General features: G+C 69.6%; 22 protein-coding genes and 1 pseudogene. 6 read left to right on the top strand and 17 right to left on the bottom strand.

The genetic code is table 11. The annotated features are described in order from the left end of the window. Positions 1 to 8: 8 nt before the first annotated feature. The 4 genes from Ari01nite_RS06850 to Ari01nite_RS06835 all read left to right on the top strand — a co-directional run bounded on the left by Ari01nite_RS06850 (position 9) and on the right by Ari01nite_RS06835 (position 2,185). Positions 9 to 431: a hypothetical protein gene (locus Ari01nite_RS06850; RefSeq protein WP_203780182.1), complete on the top strand. Its 423-nt coding sequence runs from the start codon at positions 9 to 11 to the stop codon at positions 429 to 431. Between the two features lie 98 nt (positions 432 to 529). Then, positions 530 to 925 carry a hypothetical protein gene (locus Ari01nite_RS06845; protein WP_203780181.1) on the top strand — a complete coding sequence of 132 codons (396 nt, stop codon included), beginning with the start codon at positions 530 to 532 and terminating at the stop codon, positions 923 to 925. Further along, positions 922 to 1,293, top strand: a complete 372-nt coding sequence (locus tag Ari01nite_RS06840; RefSeq protein WP_203780180.1) for a hypothetical protein — start codon at positions 922 to 924, stop codon at positions 1,291 to 1,293. The genes Ari01nite_RS06845 and Ari01nite_RS06840 overlap by 4 nt, the downstream gene beginning before the upstream one ends. A 253-nt stretch (positions 1,294 to 1,546) precedes the next feature. After that, complete coding sequence (locus tag Ari01nite_RS06835; RefSeq protein WP_438872139.1) at positions 1,547 to 2,185, top strand: hypothetical protein; 639 nt, start codon at positions 1,547 to 1,549, stop codon at positions 2,183 to 2,185. Positions 2,186 to 2,252: 67 nt separating this feature from the next. Here the strand turns inward: Ari01nite_RS06835 and Ari01nite_RS06830 are convergent, their stop codons facing one another. The 15 genes and pseudogenes from Ari01nite_RS06830 to Ari01nite_RS06760 form a co-directional block, all read right to left on the bottom strand. Continuing rightward, positions 2,253 to 2,423: a hypothetical protein gene (locus Ari01nite_RS06830; protein WP_203780178.1), complete on the bottom strand. Its 171-nt coding sequence runs from the start codon at positions 2,421 to 2,423 to the stop codon at positions 2,253 to 2,255. Between the two features lie 79 nt (positions 2,424 to 2,502). After that, positions 2,503 to 2,943 carry a DUF6907 domain-containing protein gene (locus tag Ari01nite_RS06825; protein WP_203780177.1) on the bottom strand — a complete coding sequence of 147 codons (441 nt, stop codon included), beginning with the start codon at positions 2,941 to 2,943 and terminating at the stop codon, positions 2,503 to 2,505. 92 nt (positions 2,944 to 3,035) lie between these two features. Beyond that, a complete protein-coding gene (locus Ari01nite_RS06820) occupies positions 3,036 to 3,911 on the bottom strand; it encodes a DUF2637 domain-containing protein (RefSeq protein ID WP_203780176.1) in 876 nt (291 codons plus the stop codon). Beyond that, positions 3,908 to 6,776 (bottom strand): annotated as a pseudogene (locus Ari01nite_RS51360) (AfsR/SARP family transcriptional regulator). The gene Ari01nite_RS06820 and the pseudogene Ari01nite_RS51360 overlap by 4 nt, the downstream one beginning before the upstream one ends. 31 nt (positions 6,777 to 6,807) lie before the next feature. Further along, positions 6,808 to 7,257: a pilus assembly protein TadG-related protein gene (locus Ari01nite_RS06810; RefSeq protein WP_203780345.1), complete on the bottom strand. Its 450-nt coding sequence runs from the start codon at positions 7,255 to 7,257 to the stop codon at positions 6,808 to 6,810. A gap of 5 nt (positions 7,258 to 7,262) precedes the next feature. Then, the gene (locus Ari01nite_RS06805) at positions 7,263 to 7,739 is read right to left on the bottom strand and encodes a TadE/TadG family type IV pilus assembly protein (protein ID WP_203780175.1); all 477 of its coding nucleotides are present in this window, start codon (positions 7,737 to 7,739) and stop codon (positions 7,263 to 7,265) included. After that, positions 7,736 to 8,224, bottom strand: coding sequence for a TadE family protein (locus Ari01nite_RS06800; RefSeq protein WP_203780174.1), 489 nt, complete (start codon positions 8,222 to 8,224; stop codon positions 7,736 to 7,738). The genes Ari01nite_RS06805 and Ari01nite_RS06800 overlap by 4 nt, the downstream gene beginning before the upstream one ends. A 5-nt stretch (positions 8,225 to 8,229) precedes the next feature. Continuing rightward, positions 8,230 to 8,421 (bottom strand): hypothetical protein, encoded by a 192-nt coding sequence (locus Ari01nite_RS06795; protein WP_203780173.1) that lies wholly within the window; start codon positions 8,419 to 8,421, stop codon positions 8,230 to 8,232. 64 nt (positions 8,422 to 8,485) lie between these two features. After that, positions 8,486 to 9,379 carry a type II secretion system F family protein gene (locus tag Ari01nite_RS06790; RefSeq protein WP_203780172.1) on the bottom strand — a complete coding sequence of 298 codons (894 nt, stop codon included), beginning with the start codon at positions 9,377 to 9,379 and terminating at the stop codon, positions 8,486 to 8,488. After that, on the bottom strand, positions 9,376 to 10,287 hold the full coding sequence (locus Ari01nite_RS06785) for a type II secretion system F family protein (protein WP_203780171.1): 912 nt from the start codon (positions 10,285 to 10,287) through the stop codon (positions 9,376 to 9,378). The genes Ari01nite_RS06790 and Ari01nite_RS06785 overlap by 4 nt, the downstream gene beginning before the upstream one ends. Then, positions 10,275 to 11,714, bottom strand: a complete 1,440-nt coding sequence (locus tag Ari01nite_RS06780) for a TadA family conjugal transfer-associated ATPase (RefSeq protein ID WP_203780170.1) — start codon at positions 11,712 to 11,714, stop codon at positions 10,275 to 10,277. The genes Ari01nite_RS06785 and Ari01nite_RS06780 overlap by 13 nt, the downstream gene beginning before the upstream one ends. Beyond that, the gene (locus Ari01nite_RS06775) at positions 11,711 to 12,517 is read right to left on the bottom strand and encodes a hypothetical protein (protein WP_203780169.1); all 807 of its coding nucleotides are present in this window, start codon (positions 12,515 to 12,517) and stop codon (positions 11,711 to 11,713) included. Before Ari01nite_RS06775 ends, Ari01nite_RS06780 begins: the two co-directional genes overlap by 4 nt. 2 nt (positions 12,518 to 12,519) lie before the next feature. After that, positions 12,520 to 13,125, bottom strand: a complete 606-nt coding sequence (locus Ari01nite_RS06770) for an SAF domain-containing protein (RefSeq protein ID WP_203780344.1) — start codon at positions 13,123 to 13,125, stop codon at positions 12,520 to 12,522. A 148-nt stretch (positions 13,126 to 13,273) separates the two neighbouring features. Then, complete coding sequence (locus Ari01nite_RS06765; protein ID WP_203780168.1) at positions 13,274 to 14,191, bottom strand: hypothetical protein; 918 nt, start codon at positions 14,189 to 14,191, stop codon at positions 13,274 to 13,276. Next, positions 14,185 to 14,736, bottom strand: a complete 552-nt coding sequence (locus Ari01nite_RS06760; protein ID WP_239162515.1) for a hypothetical protein — start codon at positions 14,734 to 14,736, stop codon at positions 14,185 to 14,187. Before Ari01nite_RS06760 ends, Ari01nite_RS06765 begins: the two co-directional genes overlap by 7 nt. Before the next feature lie 833 nt (positions 14,737 to 15,569). On the opposite strand from Ari01nite_RS06760, the gene Ari01nite_RS06755 reads away from it, so the two are divergent. Together Ari01nite_RS06755 and Ari01nite_RS06750 are read left to right on the top strand one after the other, a co-directional pair. Next, positions 15,570 to 15,899 carry a winged helix-turn-helix transcriptional regulator gene (locus Ari01nite_RS06755; protein WP_203780167.1) on the top strand — a complete coding sequence of 110 codons (330 nt, stop codon included), beginning with the start codon at positions 15,570 to 15,572 and terminating at the stop codon, positions 15,897 to 15,899. Between the two features lie 8 nt (positions 15,900 to 15,907). Further along, entirely contained in the window at positions 15,908 to 16,555 is a 648-nt protein-coding gene (locus Ari01nite_RS06750) for a prepilin peptidase (RefSeq protein WP_203780166.1), read from the top strand. Between the two features lie 259 nt (positions 16,556 to 16,814). Here the strand turns inward: Ari01nite_RS06750 and Ari01nite_RS06745 are convergent, their stop codons facing one another. Together Ari01nite_RS06745 and Ari01nite_RS06740 are read right to left on the bottom strand one after the other, a co-directional pair. Beyond that, positions 16,815 to 18,032, bottom strand: a complete 1,218-nt coding sequence (locus tag Ari01nite_RS06745) for a helix-turn-helix domain-containing protein (protein ID WP_203780165.1) — start codon at positions 18,030 to 18,032, stop codon at positions 16,815 to 16,817. Between the two features lie 65 nt (positions 18,033 to 18,097). Beyond that, positions 18,098 to 18,913, bottom strand: coding sequence for an NAD-dependent epimerase/dehydratase family protein (locus Ari01nite_RS06740; protein ID WP_203780164.1), 816 nt, complete (start codon positions 18,911 to 18,913; stop codon positions 18,098 to 18,100). Positions 18,914 to 18,978: the final 65 nt, after the last annotated feature.

The raw sequence follows: 18,978 nt of genomic DNA, 5'->3' as shown, positions 1-18,978 counted from the left end.
CCGCCGCCATGACCGACACCACCGCTGAGCCCAGCGCCTTCGCACCGGTCGGCCCGGAGCCGCGACTGCGTGACCTGGTCCGCGCCCGGTTCGTTCTCCAGGACCACCAGGAACACCCCGGCGTGATCATCGACATCCTCCGCCGCCCGAGCATCCCCAACGGGAACCGGTACCGCGTGCGGTTCCGCGACGGCATCACCGACTGGCACTTCCGCGACGAACTGACCGTGGTGCCCTTCACCGCACAAGCCGAGATCATCCGGACCGATCTCGCCGCGATCCGCACCATCTTCGATCACGCCATCACAGCCGCCCGCGACCACTACCTACTCCACCACGCCCTAGGTGAGGTGTTCGACGCGCTCACCGCCACCGCGAACACCTACCTCGACGGCCACCTCGACACCCTGACCCCGGCCACCACCGACTGACAGCGGGGCCGAGACCGCCAGCACCCCCGCGTCCGCGCCGTGGCGGTCTCGGCCCCGCACCCGCCGCACCACACCAACATTCGCCTTCGGAGGCTCGCATGGAACTCAACGACACCGCCCGGGTACGCCAACCCGCCGATCCGATCGAGCACCGCCTTGCCACCGTCACCGATCTGTTCACCAATGGCTCCACCACTTACATCCAGCGCTACGAACTCCGATTCCCTACCGGGGAAACGCGCACGTACCCGCCACAGGCGATCGTCGGGTGCACCCGCGACGACGACCACACCGCCCTCGTGACCGCCTTCACCACCGCCTGCCGGGCGCTGCGCGATGCCTGCCGCATCGCCCACGACTACGACGAGCAGCTCAGCACCGACCTCATCGGCCTCCTGCTGGCCATCCACGGCACTGCGCAAACGCGCCTCGGGATCACCCTCGACCCGGCCCACCTCGATCCGCTGGCCGACACCGAGCAGGTGACACCATGACCGTCCGCTGGACCCACGGACGCTCCGCCCGCCACCCCGGAGCCGTCTGCGGCGCTGACGAGGGACCGCACACGCGGGTCACCGACGAGCCGCACCTGGTCACCTGCCCCGACTGCCCGGACGCCGCCGCAAACGAGGCCATCCCCGACGACGCCACTACCGGCGACCCACAGGTCATCGCCATCTTGCGCGAGGCGAAGGCCGGACGCAGCCGTAAGATCGGCGGTGTCTTCGTGGACGCCACCACCGCGAACGCGATCCTCACCGTCTACGACGCCGCCACCCCGAAGACGCAGGCCAAGATCGCCTCGTTGCCGATCGAGATCATGGCGTCGTTCGCGTGGCGGGTCCTGCGCCCGGACTCCTGACACGCCCAGCGCCAAACGTCGGAGCTGCGCGCGGCCACACGTGCGGGTCGGGCGTGGTGGCGGCGGCCGGTGGGACACACCCGCATAGGGTGTGGCGAAACCCCACCGGCCACCTCGCCCGCACCGGGCCACCCACGGCCCGCATGAGCCCGTATCCTCCCGGCGCGGGCGTGGCGCCGATCCTAGCGAAGCCGCAGCTCCCGCCGCGGCCCGCCGAACGCACCGCTCGAGACGGCGGGGGAGAATGGTCATCGTGGGCCGACACACCATCGGCGGCCGAGTCGCCGTCGACCGCGCCGGGGTTGCCGCGCACACCGGCGCGGCCCGGCGCACCGTCAACCTCTGGCACCGCAACCGCGAGCGCACCGGCTTTCCCCACGGCTTCACCGACGAATCCGGCCGCGAGTGGTTCTGGCTCGACCAGATCACCGCCTTCCACACCGCCCACCAGCAGGCGAAGGTGGCCGTCCTCACCGAGGTCGACCGCAGCGGCGACCCGGACGAACTCGTCGGGTCCGGCGAAGCCGCGAAGATCCTGCGCTACGGCTCGTACCGCAACCTGCCCGACCAGCTTAGCGACCGGCCCGACGACATCGAGATCCTGTCCGACGGCAGGCTGCGGCGTCGCTGGTACCGGCGCACCGTGTGGGCCATCGCCGATGCCCGCACCGGCCGCCAATCCACCGGCCGTACCCCCGGCACCACCACCGGCCCGCTCAAACCGCACCCGTACGCCGACGACCCACGTCTACAGGTCGCCGCCGAGTTGCTGGCCGAGGCACAGCAGAACGGGCGCGACCGACGCGGCCTCGGAGTGGAACTGGCCCGCCGTCTCGGTGTTGCCCAGCGGACCGCGCAACGGCTGCTCACCGCCGCCGAGGCCAACCTTTAGACTCGCCCCTCAAACATGGGAGGCGCCGCCGGTCCCCCCTTCCGGCAGCGCCTCCCGTGCCCGCGTGCTACTCCTCGTCGTTGTCCGAGGTCGGCGCGGCTGGCACCGCCGGTGCCTCGATCAGGTACTTCAGGGCACCGTTGATGTCGGTGTCCCTGGTCGCGGCGGTGCGGGCGAGCACGTCGTACACATCCTCGTCGACCTCGATGATGCGGGTGGTGGGCGTGGACGGTTGCATGTCGATACCTCCTGGGTGATCACAGCGGGCGCCCGGATCGGGCACCCGTGACCCATCCATGCCGACCGGTGCCGAGGGATCAAGCCTGCTGCGGCGGCGCACTGGCGGGCGCGGCAGCCGAGGGCGCGCCGGGCGGGACTGGTGTGCGGTAGAAGGCTTCGGTGTCGGCGGCATCGGCGGCGCGCACGAGGGCGGCAGCGAGGGCATGGGCTTGGCCGGGAGTCAGGTACACCTGCATGGCGCTGCTGTCGGAGACGCAGATCTCGACGTGGGGACGTTCGAGGTCGGGAGGGTCGGTGCCGATCCAGTCCGGTGCCTTGTCCCAGAACGCGGCCCGCACCTGCGCTTCGACCAGCTCGCAGCCTTCGTCATAGAGAGCCACGGTGGCCGGCGGGCTGCGGTGTAGGACCGCGCCGGGCGGGCCGAGGTCGCGGTGAGTGCAGTCGACGCACCAGGGCGGGCAGTGCGCCGGATGCTGCAGGTCGAGGGCGGCGTCGCGCGCCGGGGCGAACTCGTCCATGGGCGATCTCCTGGAATCCATCGAGCGGCACGAGTGCGACCCGGTTCGGGTGTCACGCTGACACCGTCGGGCGCGCACCCGGTGGGGTGCGGCTAGACCGGCACTTTCGGGCGGTAGCCGTCGGCTGTGCCCTCGGCTTTCAGCGCAGCGAGTAGCTCGGATGCTCGGGTATTGCGGATAGGAACGCCGTTGCGGCGAAGTTGGGCTGCGAGGGCGTCGCGGCCGACTGTCTTGCCCGCGCTGACCAACTCCTCACGGGCCGCTCGGGCGGCTGGTAGCAGCGGGACGAGGTCCGGCGCGAGTTGGACGGTCCGGTCGTTGCCCTCAGCGGGCCGCGGCGAACCGTCGGCCTCGGTTGCCTTTTTGTCGGTCTCGTCGCCCTGGTCGTCGTGATCTGGGTCGGTCCCGTCGTGCGGGTCGTGAGCAAGGTCGTCGGTTGGCTCGGCTGGCGTCACCCCGTGTGCGGTTGGGCTGGTGTCGAGTGCCTCGTGGGGAGGGTTGTGGCGGAGTGCGTCTGCGGGCTCTTCGCGGGCTGCCGGCGCGGGTGCAGGCCGGTTGGGGAGGTCGGTTCGCTCGGCCTGGGTGATGCGGGCGGTGAGTTCGACAAGGCAGATGCTCGCGACGACGATCAACCCGTCAACGGACAGGGGCAGCAGGTAGGGGGAGGCGCCGGTCTCGCCGTAGCGGGCGGCCACGGCCGCCATGTGCCAGTAGGAAACCCATGCGGCGATGCCCGCGATGACGGCGGTGGCGAACAGGCGCACGAAGGCGAGAGCTCTCGTGTGGATGGGGACACGGGAGATCAGCTCGACGGTGAGCAGCAGCGCCAGCGGGGGCCACGCCGCGATGGCCTGGCTGATCGGGTTGTCGAGGGCGTGCAGGACGTTGGCGGTGACCGACGCGGCGACGCCGAGTACCAACGCTCCCCGGACTCCCCACCGCAGCCGGCGCAGGCGTGGCTCGATCATGCTCGTGTCCCGGACGTGACGGTGGGGAGCAACTGCCGGGCGACGATGCGACGGGTCGCCTCGGACGGTTCCGCCTCGCCGAGGTCAGCGAGCTGGTTCTCCAGGCGGCGCAGAGTGCGGCGGACGGCGTCGGGCCGGTGTTGGCGGCCGTGGATGCGGATGATGCGCTGGTAAAGCTCCTCGTTGACCGGGTCGTGGTGCAGGGCCGTCTCCAGTGCGGCTACTGCCGCGTCGGGTTGGTCGGGTTCGAGGAGTTCGGCGATGCGGGCGTAAACGTTGAGGACCTGGTGGCGGTGGGTGGTGGCGTAGTCGGTGACCCAGATCCGGTCCTGTCCGGTCGGCGAAGTCTCCGCCGTACAGGTCGGCGGCCTCGCGTAGCGCGCTCAGGGCGGCGGTGTCGTCGGTGGCGGTGTTGGCCGCGCCGATCGCGGTGAGCATCCGCCACAGGTCGACCTCGATGGTGTCGGGGTCGATGCGGTAGCGGCCGGTGCCCGGCTCGTAGAGGACGAACTTCGCCTTCGCTGCGCCAGTTGCGGTGCGCAGGACCCGGCGCACGGTGTTGATGTCGGTGCGGATGCGTTTGGCGGCGGCCGTCGGGTCGGTCTCGGGGTGTAGGTCGGCGCTGATTTGGGCGAGGGTGCGTCCGTGGGGGTGCGCGGCCAGCAGTGCGAGGGCGGCGTAGGACCCGGAGCGCATGCCGGTGGTGACCGGTCCGGTATCGGTGGTCAGGGTGACCGCGCCGAGCACGGTGAGGCGGGCCAGCGGCGGAGAGTCACCGCTGGCGGGGGGAAGGTCGGGCAGCGGTGCGAGGTCGGCGGGTGCGGCCTCGTCGCCCGCCTCCATCGGGCCGGCCGACCGGTCCGGCTGGCCGACTTCGGCGGGCGGGTCGACGTCGGTGCCGGGTTCGGGCCGTGCGGCTGCCTCGGCGATCATGGCCAGGAGGTGCGCCAGGTCTGAGGCGGCGAGCGTCGCCAACCTGCCGCCGTCGGGCAGGGCGCCGTCGGCGGCGACCTCTACGGTTGGGGCGCCGTCGAGGTCGCCGAGCACGACCGGGTGCAGGTGCAGCGCGCTGCGGTGCGCCGCGATGGCCGCGATCCGGCCCGTGTGCCGGTGGGTGCCGTCGATGAGCAGGACGTAGGGCGGCTGGTGCTCGATGTGGTCGTCACGGGTGTTGAGGTCGGTGATCGTGTCGGCGTCAAGGGTGTCGAGCAACCTTCGCCGTCCGATCATCTCCTCCTCTGCGTGGGTGACAGCGGCGCCGGTGTCGGCCAGCACGATCAGCCGTTCACCGTCGAAGGTGACGCCGTACGGGTCCAGGCCGGTCGGTTCGGCACCGTCAGGTAGCAGCCGGGCGAGGGTGTCCGGGGTGGTGACCACAACGGGCCGCACGGCTGGCGGGTCGTAGACGCCGGTGGCGAGGGCGCTGGCGAGCACGGCACGGGCCACGGCGTCGGCGCCCGGCCCGCGCACGGCTAGGCCGGGGCCGGGCAGCGCGAACAAGCTCACCTCTGCGCCGGTGGCGTCCAAACCGATCGGAGCGGGTGGCACCGGCGCGGCGGGCCGGGCGCCGGGGCGGGGCCGTTCCTCCGAGCCGTCGAGGTTGGCCTCTAGGTCGGTGTCCAGCGTGAGGTCGCGGCGGCCGGCGGCGTCGGCGAGGGCCAGCTCCGGCGGGACGGGTGGCCGGGTCGGGCCGGTCGCGACGAGGATGGGCGCATGGAGGCGGGCGCGGCGGCGGCGGTGCAGACGCAGCAGCGCGGCGACGGCCGCGATCGTGGCGGCGAGCCCGAGGCTGATCCATCCTTGCGACGGCAACGTGATCCCCGCCTGCTGGTCGGCGTGTGACTCGGTGTGCTCGCCCGGGGCGGAGGCGTCCACGGTGGGCGCGGCCGTGCCCGGCGTGGTCGCCGTGGCCGAGGGCGCGGCCTTGGTCGGTGCTGGGCTGGCCGGGCCGCTCGGGCTGGCGGCGGCCGAACCATCGGGCGCGGTCTTGGCAGGTGCGGGGTTGGCGGGTTCGGCCGATTCCTTGTCGGGAGTGGCGGGGGCGGCCTCGTGAGCGGGTAGGGCGAGGACCCAGCCGATGTGGATTTCGTCGGGGTCGCTCAGGGCGTAGCCGTTGGCCTGCTCGTGGCCCCGATTGAGAACGTAGATCTCGCGCCACCGGTGCGGGTCGCCGAGGCGCTGCTCGGCGATGTCCCACAGGTTGTCCCCGGCGGTGACCCGGTGTATACCTCCGGGTGCGTCTCGCGCCCACGCGGGCAGATCGTCGGCCGCGTGCGCCGCTGCGCTGGTGACGGTTGCCATGGTGATTGGGGCCGCAGTGAGCGCCGGGCGTGGCCCGGACGGTGGGGTCAGCGTAACCACCGTGACATCCCGTGCCGCCGTGACCGCGACGGCGGGGCGGCGGGCGGCAGCGTCAGCAGCGGCGCTCGGTGCGGCACCACTGATCCCGCGCATCGCGTCGAACAGGATCGCGCCGACGATGGCGCCGACGAGGACGGCGGCGACCCACCGGATCGGGCCGCGCCCCGGTACCGGCGGGCGGTGGTGTCCCCGGCGGGTGGCGGTGGCCCCGGCGGACGCCTCGATGACCTCCACGAGCACGTCGCGGCAGAACAGCGCCCACAGGATCCAGCCCACGGTGGCGAGCAGGGCGAGGATCTTGTCGTCGTACCACGCTGTCGTGAGTGCCGTGGACAGGTCGGCGAGGCCGGGCATGGTGCCGGGTTGTGCCCACCCGGCCCAGCCGAACGGCCAGCCGATGACGTTCACGAGCAGCCAGGGCACCCCGACGAGGAACCCGACGAGGGCGACCAGCGCGACCAGGGCGCGGAGCAGCCGGCCTCCGGTGGCCAAGACTCGCAGCATGGTCGGGCGCTCCGTTCTCACGTCGTCGTGGCTACGGGTTGGGGGCGGTGACGGTCTGCACGGCGGTCGCCGTCGCCGACGCGGACACGCGAAGCTGCCTCACGCCGACGAGTTGCAGGAGCTGGGTATTGCTGGTGCGGCGCACGGTCACCGTGACCGTCGCGGTGGTGGCGCGCGCGTCCCCGGCCACCCCGGCGGCGGCCAGCCAGGCGCGAGCGGCCGAGGCAGCGCGGGTTGGGTCGAGTACTGCGACGTTGGTGGTCCGGTACTGCACGAGATCGAGCTGCTGGGCCCCGGCCCTCGCGGCGGCCTGGGCGACATCGAGGGCCTGTACCTTCGCCGACAGGGCCAGCCCGCCGTCGAGGACCAGCCCGGCCACCGCCAGCAACGCTATGGTGAGGATCACGGCGAAGGGCGTCACCTGCCCGGCGTCGCCTCCGCCGGTGCGCCGCTGGATCCACCGCACCGCGACGGCAATCATGCTTCTCACGCTGGCCCTCCACGCCACTGGTCGATCGGGGAGGTCGCCGTGGCTGAAACCACCCGACTCCCTGGGACGCCGAGCAATACGAGATCTGCCAGTGGAACCCGGCACGAGACAGTGACGGTGACCGCACCGCCAGCACGCAACCCGCCGGTGGACACGGAGACGGCGGCGTCGGAGCAGGTCAGTCCGCGTCCGGCGAGAGTGTCGCGGGCCGTGCGTTCGGCCTGCGCGCGGGCCGCTGATTCGGTGCGGGCGATGGAGCCGGTGCGGGCAGCGCCGCTGGCGGCGGCGTCCACATCGAGTTGCACCGCAACGAGCCGCCCGCAGAGCACGACGAACAACAGGACGGCCACCAGCAGCGGAGCCAGTAGGGTCAGCTCCGCAGTGCTGGACCCGGCATCGGCGGTAGCGGCGACCTGACGCCACCGGCCAGCAAGCCCGGCCCGGAGCCGACGCCGCACGGTTTCGCCGGTCATGACGGTCCTCCCGCCGCTAGGTCGGGCACGAACCGCTCGACCGGGCGCACCACCACCGCTCGGACCCGCCACCGCACGCCGGGCACGACGGTCGCGGCCGTGCCGGTCACCTCGACGCGAACCTGCGTCGCGGTCCGAGTCACCGAGACCGCCGGCGACTTGAGCACGCCACTGCCGATCGCGGCGAGGGTCTGCGCTCCGGCGCTCTGTCCGGCGGCGGCGCTGCCTTGGTACGCGGCGGCGGTGCTCGCCGCGCGGGTCGCGGCGGCCTGTGCCACGTGGGTGGCGTGCATCCACACTCCGGCCTGGATCACGAACATGATCATGAGCAGCACCAGCGGCATCGCGATGACCAGCTCGGCGGTGACGGCGCCCTCGTCCGGGCGGGTGGCCGCGCGCCGCCAGCGAGCACGCTGCCATCCGGCCGTGGCCGCCGCCGACGGGGGACGGCGGAGGGCACGGCGGATTCGGACGATCGTCGTCATCACGGTCAGCCCAAGTTGAGGGAGTTGGCCTTGCCGACGAGCTTGGTGCCGATGATCGCGATGACGGCGAGCGCGATCGTGATCAGCACGGCGGTGACCACGACAGACTCGGTGGTGTAACCGCCGTCCTTGGTGTCGCGTACGAGCTGCCAGCGGTGTCGCAGCTCGGCAGTGAGGTAGCTCAGTAGAGCGGACATGGATGGTGCCTCCTTCGGATTCTTATCGGGCGGCGCTTCAGGTTCGCGAACTGACTGGAGGGATTCATAGGCCGCTCAGCACGGCGGCGACAGCGGGGTATCCGAGGAAGATCAGGAACCCGGCGAACAGGGTCACGATCGGCAGTGACATTCGTTCGGTGGCTGCGTTGGCCTCGCCTTCGGCCTCGGTGAGTTGCCGGTCGCGCAGCGACACTGACCGGGATCGCAGCGAGGCACGCACTCGGGCGCCCTCGGTCCCGGCAAGGCCGACGCTGGCGGCGAGCTGCTGCAACTCGGGCACCGCGACGCGGCGGCCGAGGACGGCGAGGATGTCCCACGGCGGTACCCGGGCCAGCCGGGCTTCGGCCAGGGCGTAGCTCAGCTCGCTGTACGCGGGTCCGGAGCCGACCTGGGCGGCCTCGTCGAGGGCCTGATCCACGCCGGCCCCGGACGCGAGGCTGATGACCACGAGGTCCAGAAACGACGACAGGGCATCGCGGAACGCCGCCCGGTACTTGGCCGCGTCGCTGCGTACTGAGAGCTCGGGCGCGAGGAACCCGGCTACACCGAGGATCAGCGAGGCGGCCACCGGCACGACCAGGCCGGTGGCGATACCGCCGAAGGCGAGCAGGGTCGCAGCGGCCGGAGGCAGGATCACCCCGGCGAGCGCGGCCGTGGCCTGTTCGGCGAGGTGCACGTCGACGGGCTTGTCGACGGTGGCCAGGTCGCGGCGGGTCGCGGCGAGCGGCAGGCCGACGCGGCGCAGGAACCGGACCGCCGGACGCCCCCACCTGGCAGTCCACCCGGATACCGGCTCGGTGTCGTCGGCCAGCGGGGTCAGCCCGGCAGGGGCGTCGAGGATCTTGTCCAGGCGAGGTGGACGCGGGAACAAGCCGATGACGATCAGCCACAAACCCAGGCCGGTGCCGAGCCCGGCGAACAACACGAGGCCGGTCATGACGGCACCGCCTGACGCTCGGCCGGGTCGTCGGCGGCAGCGGCGAGCACGCGGCTGGTGTCCTTCTCCCGCATCAATCGCGCCAGCCACCAGAACGCGAACCCGAAGCATCCGCCGACGCCGAACAGCAGGATGAGCTGACCAGTGACGGTGTCGAACGGCGCCAGATAGCCCTGGTTGATCAGCAACAACACAGCTGCCATGGCCAACGTCGCGCCGACCACCACTCGGGCCGACGTGCGGTTGCTCTTTCGGCTGGCTGCGATCCGTTGGCGGGAAGCGACCTTCGCCCGCGCGAAGAGGGCCAGTTCGCCCAGGACGTTGCCGAGCTGCCCGGCGCTGCCCTTCGCGGCGATCACCAGCCCGGCCACAACGAGGTCAGCGGTCGGGTCGGCCATCTCGGCGGCGAACCCGCGCAGGGCGTCGCGCAGCCGCCAGCCGCGTTGCAGCCGTAACGCCAGCCGAGTTACCTCCTCGCGGATCGGCTCGGGTGACTCGATGGCGCTGGCCCCGATTGCCTGCTCCAATCCGGCCGCGCCGGACAGGTTGTCACGCAGCGCCTCGGTCCAGGTGGCGATGGCCTCGATCCGGGCGACCCGGCGGGCGTGACCCCGGTCCGGGCCGATGATGTTCGGCAGCACCCACGCCGCCCCAGCGGACAACAGCGCTGCGACCGGCCAGCGGGTCACCACGGCCACGACAACGCCGACGGCCACACACAGTGCCAGCCGACGCCGGTCCACCGGATCACGACCGGCGGTCAGCCTCAACCACCACGACGCCTCGCCATCGAGTCCCGGCGGCGGATTCTCCCGGCCCGTCAGCCCGACGGTGACCAACACCAGCCCCAGCGCCGTTCCCAGCCCCAGCAGCGCCGCCAGGGGCACCGTCAACGTCATCGCGGCCACCCCCCGCCGTCACCGGTCCGGGCCGCGCGGCCGGTGCTGTCCCACCAGCCCGCTCGGCGCTGCAACAGGGTGGGGTCGAAGCCGTGGAAGGCCAGCCGGTCCATGAGTGCGGTCGACGGCGGTGCTCCCGGGACCGCGTGTTCGTTCGGGCCGGGCCGGAAGATCTCGTTGGACGCGACCTGCAACCCGTCGGCGTCCACGACCTCCCGGACACTGGTGACGAACCGGCGCCCGGTGTCGGTGAGCCGCAACTGCACCACCAGGTGCAGCCCTTCGGCGATGTGCAGGTTCGTCGTGGCCGGGTCGAGGCGCTCCGGGGCCGCGGCGGCGTAGAGGACCAGCTTGCGGAACACGCCGGCCGACGACGAGGCGTGGATGGTCGACATTGAGCCGTCGTTGCCCTGCGACATGGCATTCAGTAGTGGCACCACCTCGTGCCCCCGGACCTCGCCGACGAACACCCGCGAAGGCACCATCCGCAGCGCGTTACGGAACAGCGCCGCCATGTCCACCGCGCCCTCGCCTTCCACGTTGGCGTCACGGGCCTGCATGGCGACCACGTTCGGGTGCGCAGCACGGTCGTGGTCGAAGCCGAGTTCGTAGGTGTCCTCGATCGTCACCAGGCGTTCGCGAGCCGGGATCGCCGAGGCCAGTCCGCGCAGGAACGTGGTTTTCCCGGCACCGGTCGGGCCACCCACGATCGTGTTGAGCCGCGACCGCACGGCGGCGCCGAACAGCTCGGACAGCGCGGTGTCGATGGCACCCAACTCGACCAGCTCGGGCAGGGTCATTGTCAGGTAGCGGTGCCGCCGGATTGACAGCGACGGGCGCCGGACCACGTCGAGGACGGCGTTGAGTCGGCTGCCGTCGGCGAGCTGCAGGTTCAACAGCGGCGCGGCCCGGTCCCAGCGGCGCTCGTCGTTGCCGGTCCGAGCGGCCAACATCCGGATCAGGTCCACCATCTCCGCGTCGGAGTCCGCGATCGGCTCCACCCGTTCGTGGCGCGCGTCGGAGAAGCGCACGAAGACCTGATCGCAGCCGTTCGCGACGATCTCCTCCACCTCCGGGTTGTTCAGCCAGGGCTGCAACCCGCCCGCGCCCAACAGAGTGTCCGCGACCGTCCGCGCCACCCGCGACTCCACCTGCGGGCGTAGCGGCGGGCGACCGGCCTGCATCTCTGCCGTGGCGTAGGCGTCGAGGGCCTCGCTGATCAGCCGGCGCGTCAACGCCTCCCGTTCCTCCGTCGGCATCGGCGTGTTGGTCGCGGCCTCGCGGACCCGGCTGGCCTTGGTCAGCCGCTCGGCGACCTCACGGCGGATCTGCCGGACCACCGCCACATCCGGGCCGAGGTCCCGCTCAACTGGGCGGCCATGGTGCCAATGTCCGTTGACCGGCGCTGCCGACAACGCGTTGAACGGTGCGCTCATCCTGGCACGTCCGTCCGCGAGGCCGCGCCGCCTTGCGGGGCGATCGCCAGCAGCGGCGCCAGTTCGCCCGCGATGCGGTCGAGGGATCGCAGCAGCGGCAGCCGCCGCCACCGGCGGCCCGCGACGAGGCCACCGCCCAGCAGCGCCGCCGCGCGCCGGTCCTCAGGCAGCGGGCCGTGCACCGCCATTTGGTCCACCGGTCCCATCAGCTCCTCGGCCACGTACCGGCCGAGCACGTCGGCGACGTCGGTCTCGTCGTAGATCCCGCCGTGCGCCAGTAGCACCAGCAGACGACCGGTCACTACGTCGAGCAACTCGCCGAGATGTTCCTCCAGATGGGCCAGCGCATCGGCGGTCGCCCGCACCACCACGGCCACCACATCCGCGAGGGCCAGGATCGGCCTGGCCGCCGACAGCGCCTCGAACCGTCCGCAGTCGGCCACCACGAGACGGTCTGGCGGGTTCAGCACGAGTTGCCCGGCGCGGGTCAGCTCTGGCAGCGCTGCCCGGCTCTGCGCCCCACCCGCCGGTGCCACCACTACCTCCACGGCCCGGTCCCCGACGTGCAGCGCCTGCACCACGGTCCGGTACACGGCCGAGTCACTTCCGTTGGCCCGGGCCGCCGAGGCCAGATCGACCACGTTCGGCTTCGCGGCTAACCCGTGCCGCAACATCAGGTCACCGCCCGCCGGGTCACACTCCACCAGCACTACCCGCGCCGACTCGTCGGCGACCGCGGCCAGCCCGAGGGCGGCCGTCGTCACGCCGGGGCCTTTGATCGAGCACATCGCCAGCAGCGGCATCGTCAGCTCTCTTCCGGTGTGGTCTGCATCAGGACCACGCCGCCCGCCGCAGCCGCCGCCAATCGACCACCGTCGTCCGCGTCGAGTAGCAGCGTGATCACGATGGCGCCCTGGCCGTCACCGGCCAGGTCCACGGAGAGGACGACCGCCGGCATCCGGGCCGGCGTGGACAAGGCCGGGGCAGAGGTTCCCGCCGGTGCCGCACCGGCACCGGCGGAGTCCGTTGTCACGTACACGCTCACCCGCGCGCCCGCCGCGAGGCCCTGCGGGTACTGGCCGGGCTTCACCGCCACCGAGGCGGTCACCTTCCCCGCCGGTGGGAACGCCGCGTCACCGAGGAGCGCCGGGGTCAGGAGGGTTCCCGGCAGTAGCGGCACCACCGCCGTACGGCCAACGACCTGCGTGGCCTGGTCCGCCGGGATCAGCTGCACCGTGCGGTCCTGCGCCGCTGACACCGGCCGGAGGTCCGCCGTCGTGAACGCCTGCCCCGCCGCGACCGCCCGGGCCACCGCGAGGACCTGTACCCGGTCACCCAAGGCCACTGCCCCGTAGGCGTACGCGAGGACGCACACGATGACCAACAGCCCGCCGAGCGCGACGAACGGCATCCGGCGGCGGCGGCGAGCCGCCCGCCAGGGTCCTCGCCCGGCACGCGGCTGCGCCGCCTGCGGACGATCTTCAAGGCCCGATTTTGGGCGCACGGCACCCACCGACATGACTACCTCCCCGATGTGGCGCCCCCTCGGGCGCCGGATGTCAGCTCGTGATGAGGGCGTGCGACTCCTGGACGGTGACCGGCAGGCTCCCAGTCGTAGTCAGCCCCGGTACCGTGCCCGATTGCCCAGCACCGGCCCAGGTCACCTCCCACGTCACCGTCACGGTGACCGTGTACTTGCCGCCCGGAGCCTGCGCCGACGGGTGGGTGTAGGTGTATCCGCAGTCCGGCGACGGCAGCTTCGGATCTGTTCCCGGCGTCCACTTAGTACCCGGCCCCGTGCACACCTTCGTCGTGTTGTTGCCCATCGCCCAGGACGCCTGCACCGGCCGCGCGGTCGCCGTCACTGACACCCCGGGCACCGACGCGGTGGCCGACCTGGACTCCCACGACGAGGCATCCAAGGACAGCCACGTCGGTAGATGCGTCAACTGTTTGCCCGGAGGGTTGGTCTGGATCTCGACCCTCGGCAGATTCAGCCGCGAGCGTACCTGACGGGCCAGCACCTCTGGCGACACCACGGGCGGTGCCCCGGCAATCCATACCGGGCCGCCAAAGCCCGAGGTCGCTTCACCGTCGTCGTTGTAGCAAACCCGCTGGTACCAACCGCCCTCGCCAGCAGGCTGACCACCGAGAGCGTCGATCGTGGACTGCGACACATCGGCGGGCTTGTAGTAACAACCGTCGTCGCCAGCCCACCCGCCGTCGCGCTGGCAGGGGATCTCCGTGCCTTGCGGGTTGCGGCACTTGCCGTCACCGCCCTTGCCGCCCGTGCTGGGGTTGGTGCTGCCGGAGTCGCCCCCCGTGCCAGCGTTGATGTCACACCCCGGGGCGGTGGAGCCAATCGGGCAGCTCACGCCACCGGTGCCGTCTCCGGCGGTCGCCGGTCCGGCGACTGCCAGGGCGGCGGCGATCCAGAGGACCACTACCAGCACCAGACGTCGCAGCTGGGTCAGCATGTCGCTGCTCCTTCGAGGACGAAGGAGGACACCTTCCACACACCGTCGGTCAGTCTCACCGTGGCGGTGGTGCGGTGTTTACTGCCCGATTCCTTGTCCCACAGCTCGCCGGACTTTTTGTATTCGAGCCAGTTCGTGGAATCGACGCAATCGAGGATCTTGACCTCGGTGGGCGCGTCCGGCGGCTTCGACTCCGTTGTCTTCGGGTCGATGTGCAACGGTCCCTTGGTCACCTTGCCTTGGTCCCGGTCGGTGAACAGAGAACTGACGATGAGCTTCAGCGCGTTGTCCGACGCGTACCTACGCAGGTCGGGAGCGTCAGGGTCAGACGTCTTACCAGCCTCGACGAACGCAGACCACATACCGCGGTAAGCGACGAGCGCATCCCGCTCGGCCGCGACGCTCAGCGGAAGACTCGCCGATGGCGACGGTTCCGGCACCGTGCTGCTCGCCGGTGTGCCGCCGTCGCCCCCGTCCGAGCTACAGCCAGCCTGACCTATCACCAGGACTGTCACTAGCCCCATCACCCCCGCGCGCCGGTTCACGATTCTGCCTCCTCCGTTGACCTCCGACTGCACGTCAAGACACCGCGCAGCCCGCATCTACACCCTCGCCCAGCCAGCCCGAACCAAGGTCACCCAACGTGTCTAGTCCGCAACTGTCGAGAGTCGCAACTACGCGCGTCCCGAGGTACGCGCGTTCTCGATCCTTGACGCGCGCTCACTGCCGGCCCTACAGCACTGTCGGTGCATCCACCACAAGGTGCAAAGCGGGCATATCTAGTGTCGTAAACACGACAGATCATCATCTTTCGATCGGTCGTACAATCCCGAACGAAGTGGCCAAAGTTTTTTGGAGATACTTTGTTGGGTGACGGCCGCCGGTCACTGAGCCGGATCCTCGAACTCGTCGGCAGGCCCGGCGTCTATCAGACGTTGGTAACGCTGCATCGGCGAGACGGTGTCGCCACCTTCGCACAGATCAATCAGGCGGTATACCCGCACGCTGAGCGGTGCCTACGCGCGCTCGCGGCCGAAGGTCTCATCAGCAGTCCTCGATGCGGATCGTGGGACACCATCCCTTGCCCGGATGCCCCGATCGCGTTGACCTCGGCGGGGGCTACGCTCTTCCCCCACCTTGCCGCACTTCAGGCATGGGCCGACGACTTCCCGGTCACGAGACCGTTCCATCGCCAGCGGCACTAATACACATTCGGTGTAATAGTTATTCTTCGGATTAATGGGAACCTCTCGACAGAGCCTCGTGTGTAACCAAAGTGACAGAATTGGTTCGCAAACGTTCGACATGAGGCAATACACTGATCATTCGTTTGGGTCAGCGGCGCGCCCACGAGGGGAGGTGAGTCGCGCTGGAAAACATGCTGCAACGCGCCCATCAAGCGATCAAACCGAAGTGGGGCCGGGAGATTCTCGACATCCTGTCGTCCGAGCCCCTCCGGTACACCGACCTACTCGTACGGCTCGGCGTGGTCGCCGCAGACCAGCCGGTCCACTCCCGAACCTTCCAAGCCACCCTCGTCGCGCTGACCGGGCAGGGCCTCATCGAGCACCGCACCAAACGTGTGCCACCCGACTACACCCTGACCAACAGCGGGCAGCGCCTCGTGGTCGCCCTCCGCCACATCGAAGCTTGGGACCAGGACCACCTTGCCGAACAGCCAGGCAAGTCCGACTCATGGCGGACCTAGCCGGTCCTATGGCAGCGGTCGCGGCGGCTGGTGGCTTCATAGCAGCGCTACCCGTCGCCGCGACCGCACACGCCGCTCCCGCCGACGGTCCGGTGCGGCTGCCGCCTCGATGGTGGTCAAACAACACGCCGCACCTACTCACCGCGATCATGGCGGTGACGACTGCCGTGATCGCCTACGCCGTGTGTCTCCGAGTCGGGTGGCGGATCTCCGCCCCGGGATACTGGCTGTTCAGCGTCCTCGGCGTGGGATTGTCCTACATCGATCTTCGACGGCATCGACTTCCACACGCCATGGTCGGCGCGACCTGGCTCACGTGTGCTGTCCTGTTCACCATCGAGTCGATCAACGACGGCCGTTTCACCGCCCTGGCCCAAGCCATCTGTTCAGGACTCGCGGTGTCGGCCATACTGCTCCTCGTCGCTTTAGTCGCACCTGGCCAGCTCGGTCTCGGTGACGTCCATTTCGCCGGCGCGACGGCCTTCACGCTTGGCTGGCTTGGATGGCAGGTCTCGGCCACCGCCATCCTGACCGCCCTCGTCGCCCAATGGGTTCTCGCGTTGGTCACGGTCGCCAGAAGCCGCGACCGCTCCACCAAACTACCGTTCGGACCGGTTCTCTTCGGCGCCTCGATATTGGCAACGATCTTTGCCTAGGACCCGCGCGCCGCCCGCGACCATCGGCCGCGCCTGAGGTGAGACATCCTGCGTCGGTGCCCGGACGGGGGCCTGAGTGCTGCGAAGCCGATCAGCGCCCCGGTGTCCTTCGCAACGACCGCCAGGAAGTAGTCCGGACGGACGTGGATCGCTGCGAGCGCGTTCGATGTAGCATCGCAACCCACCCCGCTCCATCCTCGCGATGGAACGGGGGCGGTTATCTTCGTTTACGGCATGGGCATAGAAGCTGGTTATCGGACTAGAGCTCGCCGCCGATCCAATTCACCATCTTCGCGAGCGGTTCGCTGCTCCGGCGGTGGGCTCTCACAAGCATGCGTAGTACCTCGCGTGTCGTCGGCAAGTGGCGTGTCTGTTGTGGCGCCAGCCTTCTCGCCTGATAGAGACTCTTTAATGCACCGTCTCGATCGCCGACCCAAAGCTGAGCTCTGGAAAGATCCACAAAATGATGGCCAGCGCGTATGGGTGGCAGGCTCGTCGGGATCGTTATCCGTTCTGCCCGTTCCATCGCTCCAGGGCCATCGCCAAGCTCAATACGTGCAGCGACCTCGTGAATCTCGACGTTCGTCGGGCCGAACGAGAGCTGGTGCCAACCGCCGTCGTGGTCTGCGCCGCCGAGGTGAGCCGCGATACTGCGGGCTTCCCTCAAATGGGCGGTTGCGGTGTCCCCATCTCCGGCCCGTGCCGCCAGCATGCCCGATCGAAGGTGTAGGGAGCCTGACACGGGAAGCGCCAACGCCTCGCTTTCGGTGCGTTGGGGCTCTATCTCGGCCTGCGCTCGATCAAGCAGCTTGACGCCGATGCCGTAAGAGCCGTTCTGAAGCATCGACGTCGTACGAGCCCAAGCCGCGAGCGCCCCCATCAGCGGATCGGACGATTTTCCCGCGGCCCAATTAATGCGATCCTCAACCACACTTGATAGATCCAGATACCCAGTCTTATAGGTAACCGAGTGCGCAGCGAACAGTAGAACTGCAAGAAGCTCAAAGTGTCTCTCGCGCTCGTGGTCGGCGACTTCGTGTGTGGCGGCAGTGACTTCAAGCATAAGCTCGGGGAGTAATTGAACCAGTCTCACGTGCTGCGCCCTGCGGCGCAGTTCTGCTGCCACAAGGGTCTCGGCCTTAAGAACCTCCCAGCTCCTAATTGGTCGATCTAGTTGAGGACTCAGATCCCAATAGGTCAGGGCTTGCCGGAGACCTGGCATTAGTGCGTGAATTCTGTCGCGACTCCGGCCGTGTTGGTCATAGGGCTGGCCGGTGAGGGCGGTCACGTCGGTGGCGAGAGTCTTCGCTACGGCCGCCGTGAACGCGGGGGTGGCGTCCCTCTTGCCTTGCTCGACCTTGCGCAGCATGGACAGGCTAAACGGAATGCGTGCCGCAAGCTCTTCCTGGCTCATTCGTCGAAGCTTCCGCGCCTCGGCTATGCGGCTACCGATTCCCAGGTCGTCGTCGTAGTCCATCTCGCCACCGGTGCAGAGTAGTAGTTCGGAGGTGTATTCCCTCGGCTGCGGAGACTATGCCCTCGCTACAGTTTGTACTGCTCTGCGAAGGATGTCACGGCGTCCGGCAGAGCCTCACCGCCGAGTTGATCAAGGAGGCATGCTCGTTCCGCCTTTGTCGAGTCGATCCGGTAGTCCATCGGGTCGTCCTTGCCGTCGCTCGCTACGGCGGCGTCGAAGTGGGTTGCGGCGAACGCTGCCGCATCTCCGAAGCGGTAGTTCGACGACGCGACATTGAAGACGCCTTCGATGCGTCGGCTGGCGGCGCGAAGGAGTGCTCGCGCTCCCTGTTCGCGGTGCAGCCAACCCCGCCAGTGGGTAGGTTCGGGAACCGTAACCGACCCCTCGCGTGCAGCCTCGGTTACCCACTTCTCTATACGGTCCTGTCGCACGCCTCGATCGTCAACTCCATACAGTGCACCGAGTCGCAATGCGCTATAGGACACCGACGATGCCTCAAGAGCGTCCTCGCAAGCGGCCTTCAGCTGTGCGTTGTCGGTCATGAGGCTGCGCGGCGTGGTCTCGTCGCAACTCCGACCTTGCTGGTCTCCGTAGACCGTGCACGAGGAAACCGCTGTGATGTAGATGGCTTCCCCGGCGACACCGAGAAGGTCGCTGAGTCGATCAAGTTCGTTGTGCTTCGCGCCGTCAAGGATCCAGATGACCTCGGTCCGCCGGCCAGGTTTCGCGCTCAGGTCCTTAAGCAACTGAGACCAGCTGATGCTGGAAATCCCATGTCGCGTGTCGCCACTTCGGCTCACCGCCGTGGCCTCGACGCCCGCACCGAGTGCGCTGGCCATCACTCGTGAGCCGAGGTATCCCTGGGCGCCGACCACGTACATATCTGAACTCCCCAAGTGTTGATGGCTGGGCGGCTCACCACCGGTGCGCGGCTCGATTGGCCGCC

Source organism: Paractinoplanes rishiriensis (assembly GCF_016862375.1).
Taxonomy (GTDB): Bacteria; Actinomycetota; Actinomycetes; order Mycobacteriales; family Micromonosporaceae; genus Actinoplanes; species Actinoplanes rishiriensis.
This window is presented reverse-complemented; position numbering and strand designations above follow the sequence as displayed.

Excerpts from the sequence above, each read along its gene's own strand:
- Ari01nite_RS06745 (WP_203780165.1), bottom strand. The coding sequence starts at position 18,032 with ATGGACTACGACGACGACCTGGGAATCGGTAGCCGCATAGCCGAGGCG.
- Ari01nite_RS06775 (WP_203780169.1), bottom strand. The coding sequence starts at position 12,517 with ATGCCGCTGCTGGCGATGTGCTCGATCAAAGGCCCCGGCGTGACGACG.
- Ari01nite_RS06810 (WP_203780345.1), bottom strand. The coding sequence starts at position 7,257 with ATGATTGCCGTCGCGGTGCGGTGGATCCAGCGGCGCACCGGCGGAGGC.
- Ari01nite_RS06840 (WP_203780180.1), top strand. The coding sequence starts at position 922 with ATGACCGTCCGCTGGACCCACGGACGCTCCGCCCGCCACCCCGGAGCC.
- Ari01nite_RS06780 (WP_203780170.1), bottom strand. The coding sequence starts at position 11,714 with ATGAGCGCACCGTTCAACGCGTTGTCGGCAGCGCCGGTCAACGGACAT.
- Ari01nite_RS06850 (WP_203780182.1), top strand. The coding sequence starts at position 9 with ATGACCGACACCACCGCTGAGCCCAGCGCCTTCGCACCGGTCGGCCCG.
- Ari01nite_RS06790 (WP_203780172.1), bottom strand. The coding sequence starts at position 9,379 with ATGACCGGCCTCGTGTTGTTCGCCGGGCTCGGCACCGGCCTGGGTTTG.
- Ari01nite_RS06820 (WP_203780176.1), bottom strand. The coding sequence starts at position 3,911 with ATGATCGAGCCACGCCTGCGCCGGCTGCGGTGGGGAGTCCGGGGAGCG.
- Ari01nite_RS06845 (WP_203780181.1), top strand. The coding sequence starts at position 530 with ATGGAACTCAACGACACCGCCCGGGTACGCCAACCCGCCGATCCGATC.
- Ari01nite_RS06800 (WP_203780174.1), bottom strand. The coding sequence starts at position 8,224 with ATGACGACGATCGTCCGAATCCGCCGTGCCCTCCGCCGTCCCCCGTCG.
- Ari01nite_RS06750 (WP_203780166.1), top strand. The coding sequence starts at position 15,908 with ATGGCAGCGGTCGCGGCGGCTGGTGGCTTCATAGCAGCGCTACCCGTC.
- Ari01nite_RS06795 (WP_203780173.1), bottom strand. The coding sequence starts at position 8,421 with ATGTCCGCTCTACTGAGCTACCTCACTGCCGAGCTGCGACACCGCTGG.
- Ari01nite_RS06825 (WP_203780177.1), bottom strand. The coding sequence starts at position 2,943 with ATGGACGAGTTCGCCCCGGCGCGCGACGCCGCCCTCGACCTGCAGCAT.
- Ari01nite_RS06765 (WP_203780168.1), bottom strand. The coding sequence starts at position 14,191 with ATGCTGACCCAGCTGCGACGTCTGGTGCTGGTAGTGGTCCTCTGGATC.
- Ari01nite_RS06755 (WP_203780167.1), top strand. The coding sequence starts at position 15,570 with ATGCTGCAACGCGCCCATCAAGCGATCAAACCGAAGTGGGGCCGGGAG.
- Ari01nite_RS06805 (WP_203780175.1), bottom strand. The coding sequence starts at position 7,739 with ATGACCGGCGAAACCGTGCGGCGTCGGCTCCGGGCCGGGCTTGCTGGC.
- Ari01nite_RS06740 (WP_203780164.1), bottom strand. The coding sequence starts at position 18,913 with ATGTACGTGGTCGGCGCCCAGGGATACCTCGGCTCACGAGTGATGGCC.
- Ari01nite_RS06770 (WP_203780344.1), bottom strand. The coding sequence starts at position 13,125 with ATGCCGTTCGTCGCGCTCGGCGGGCTGTTGGTCATCGTGTGCGTCCTC.
- Ari01nite_RS06830 (WP_203780178.1), bottom strand. The coding sequence starts at position 2,423 with ATGCAACCGTCCACGCCCACCACCCGCATCATCGAGGTCGACGAGGAT.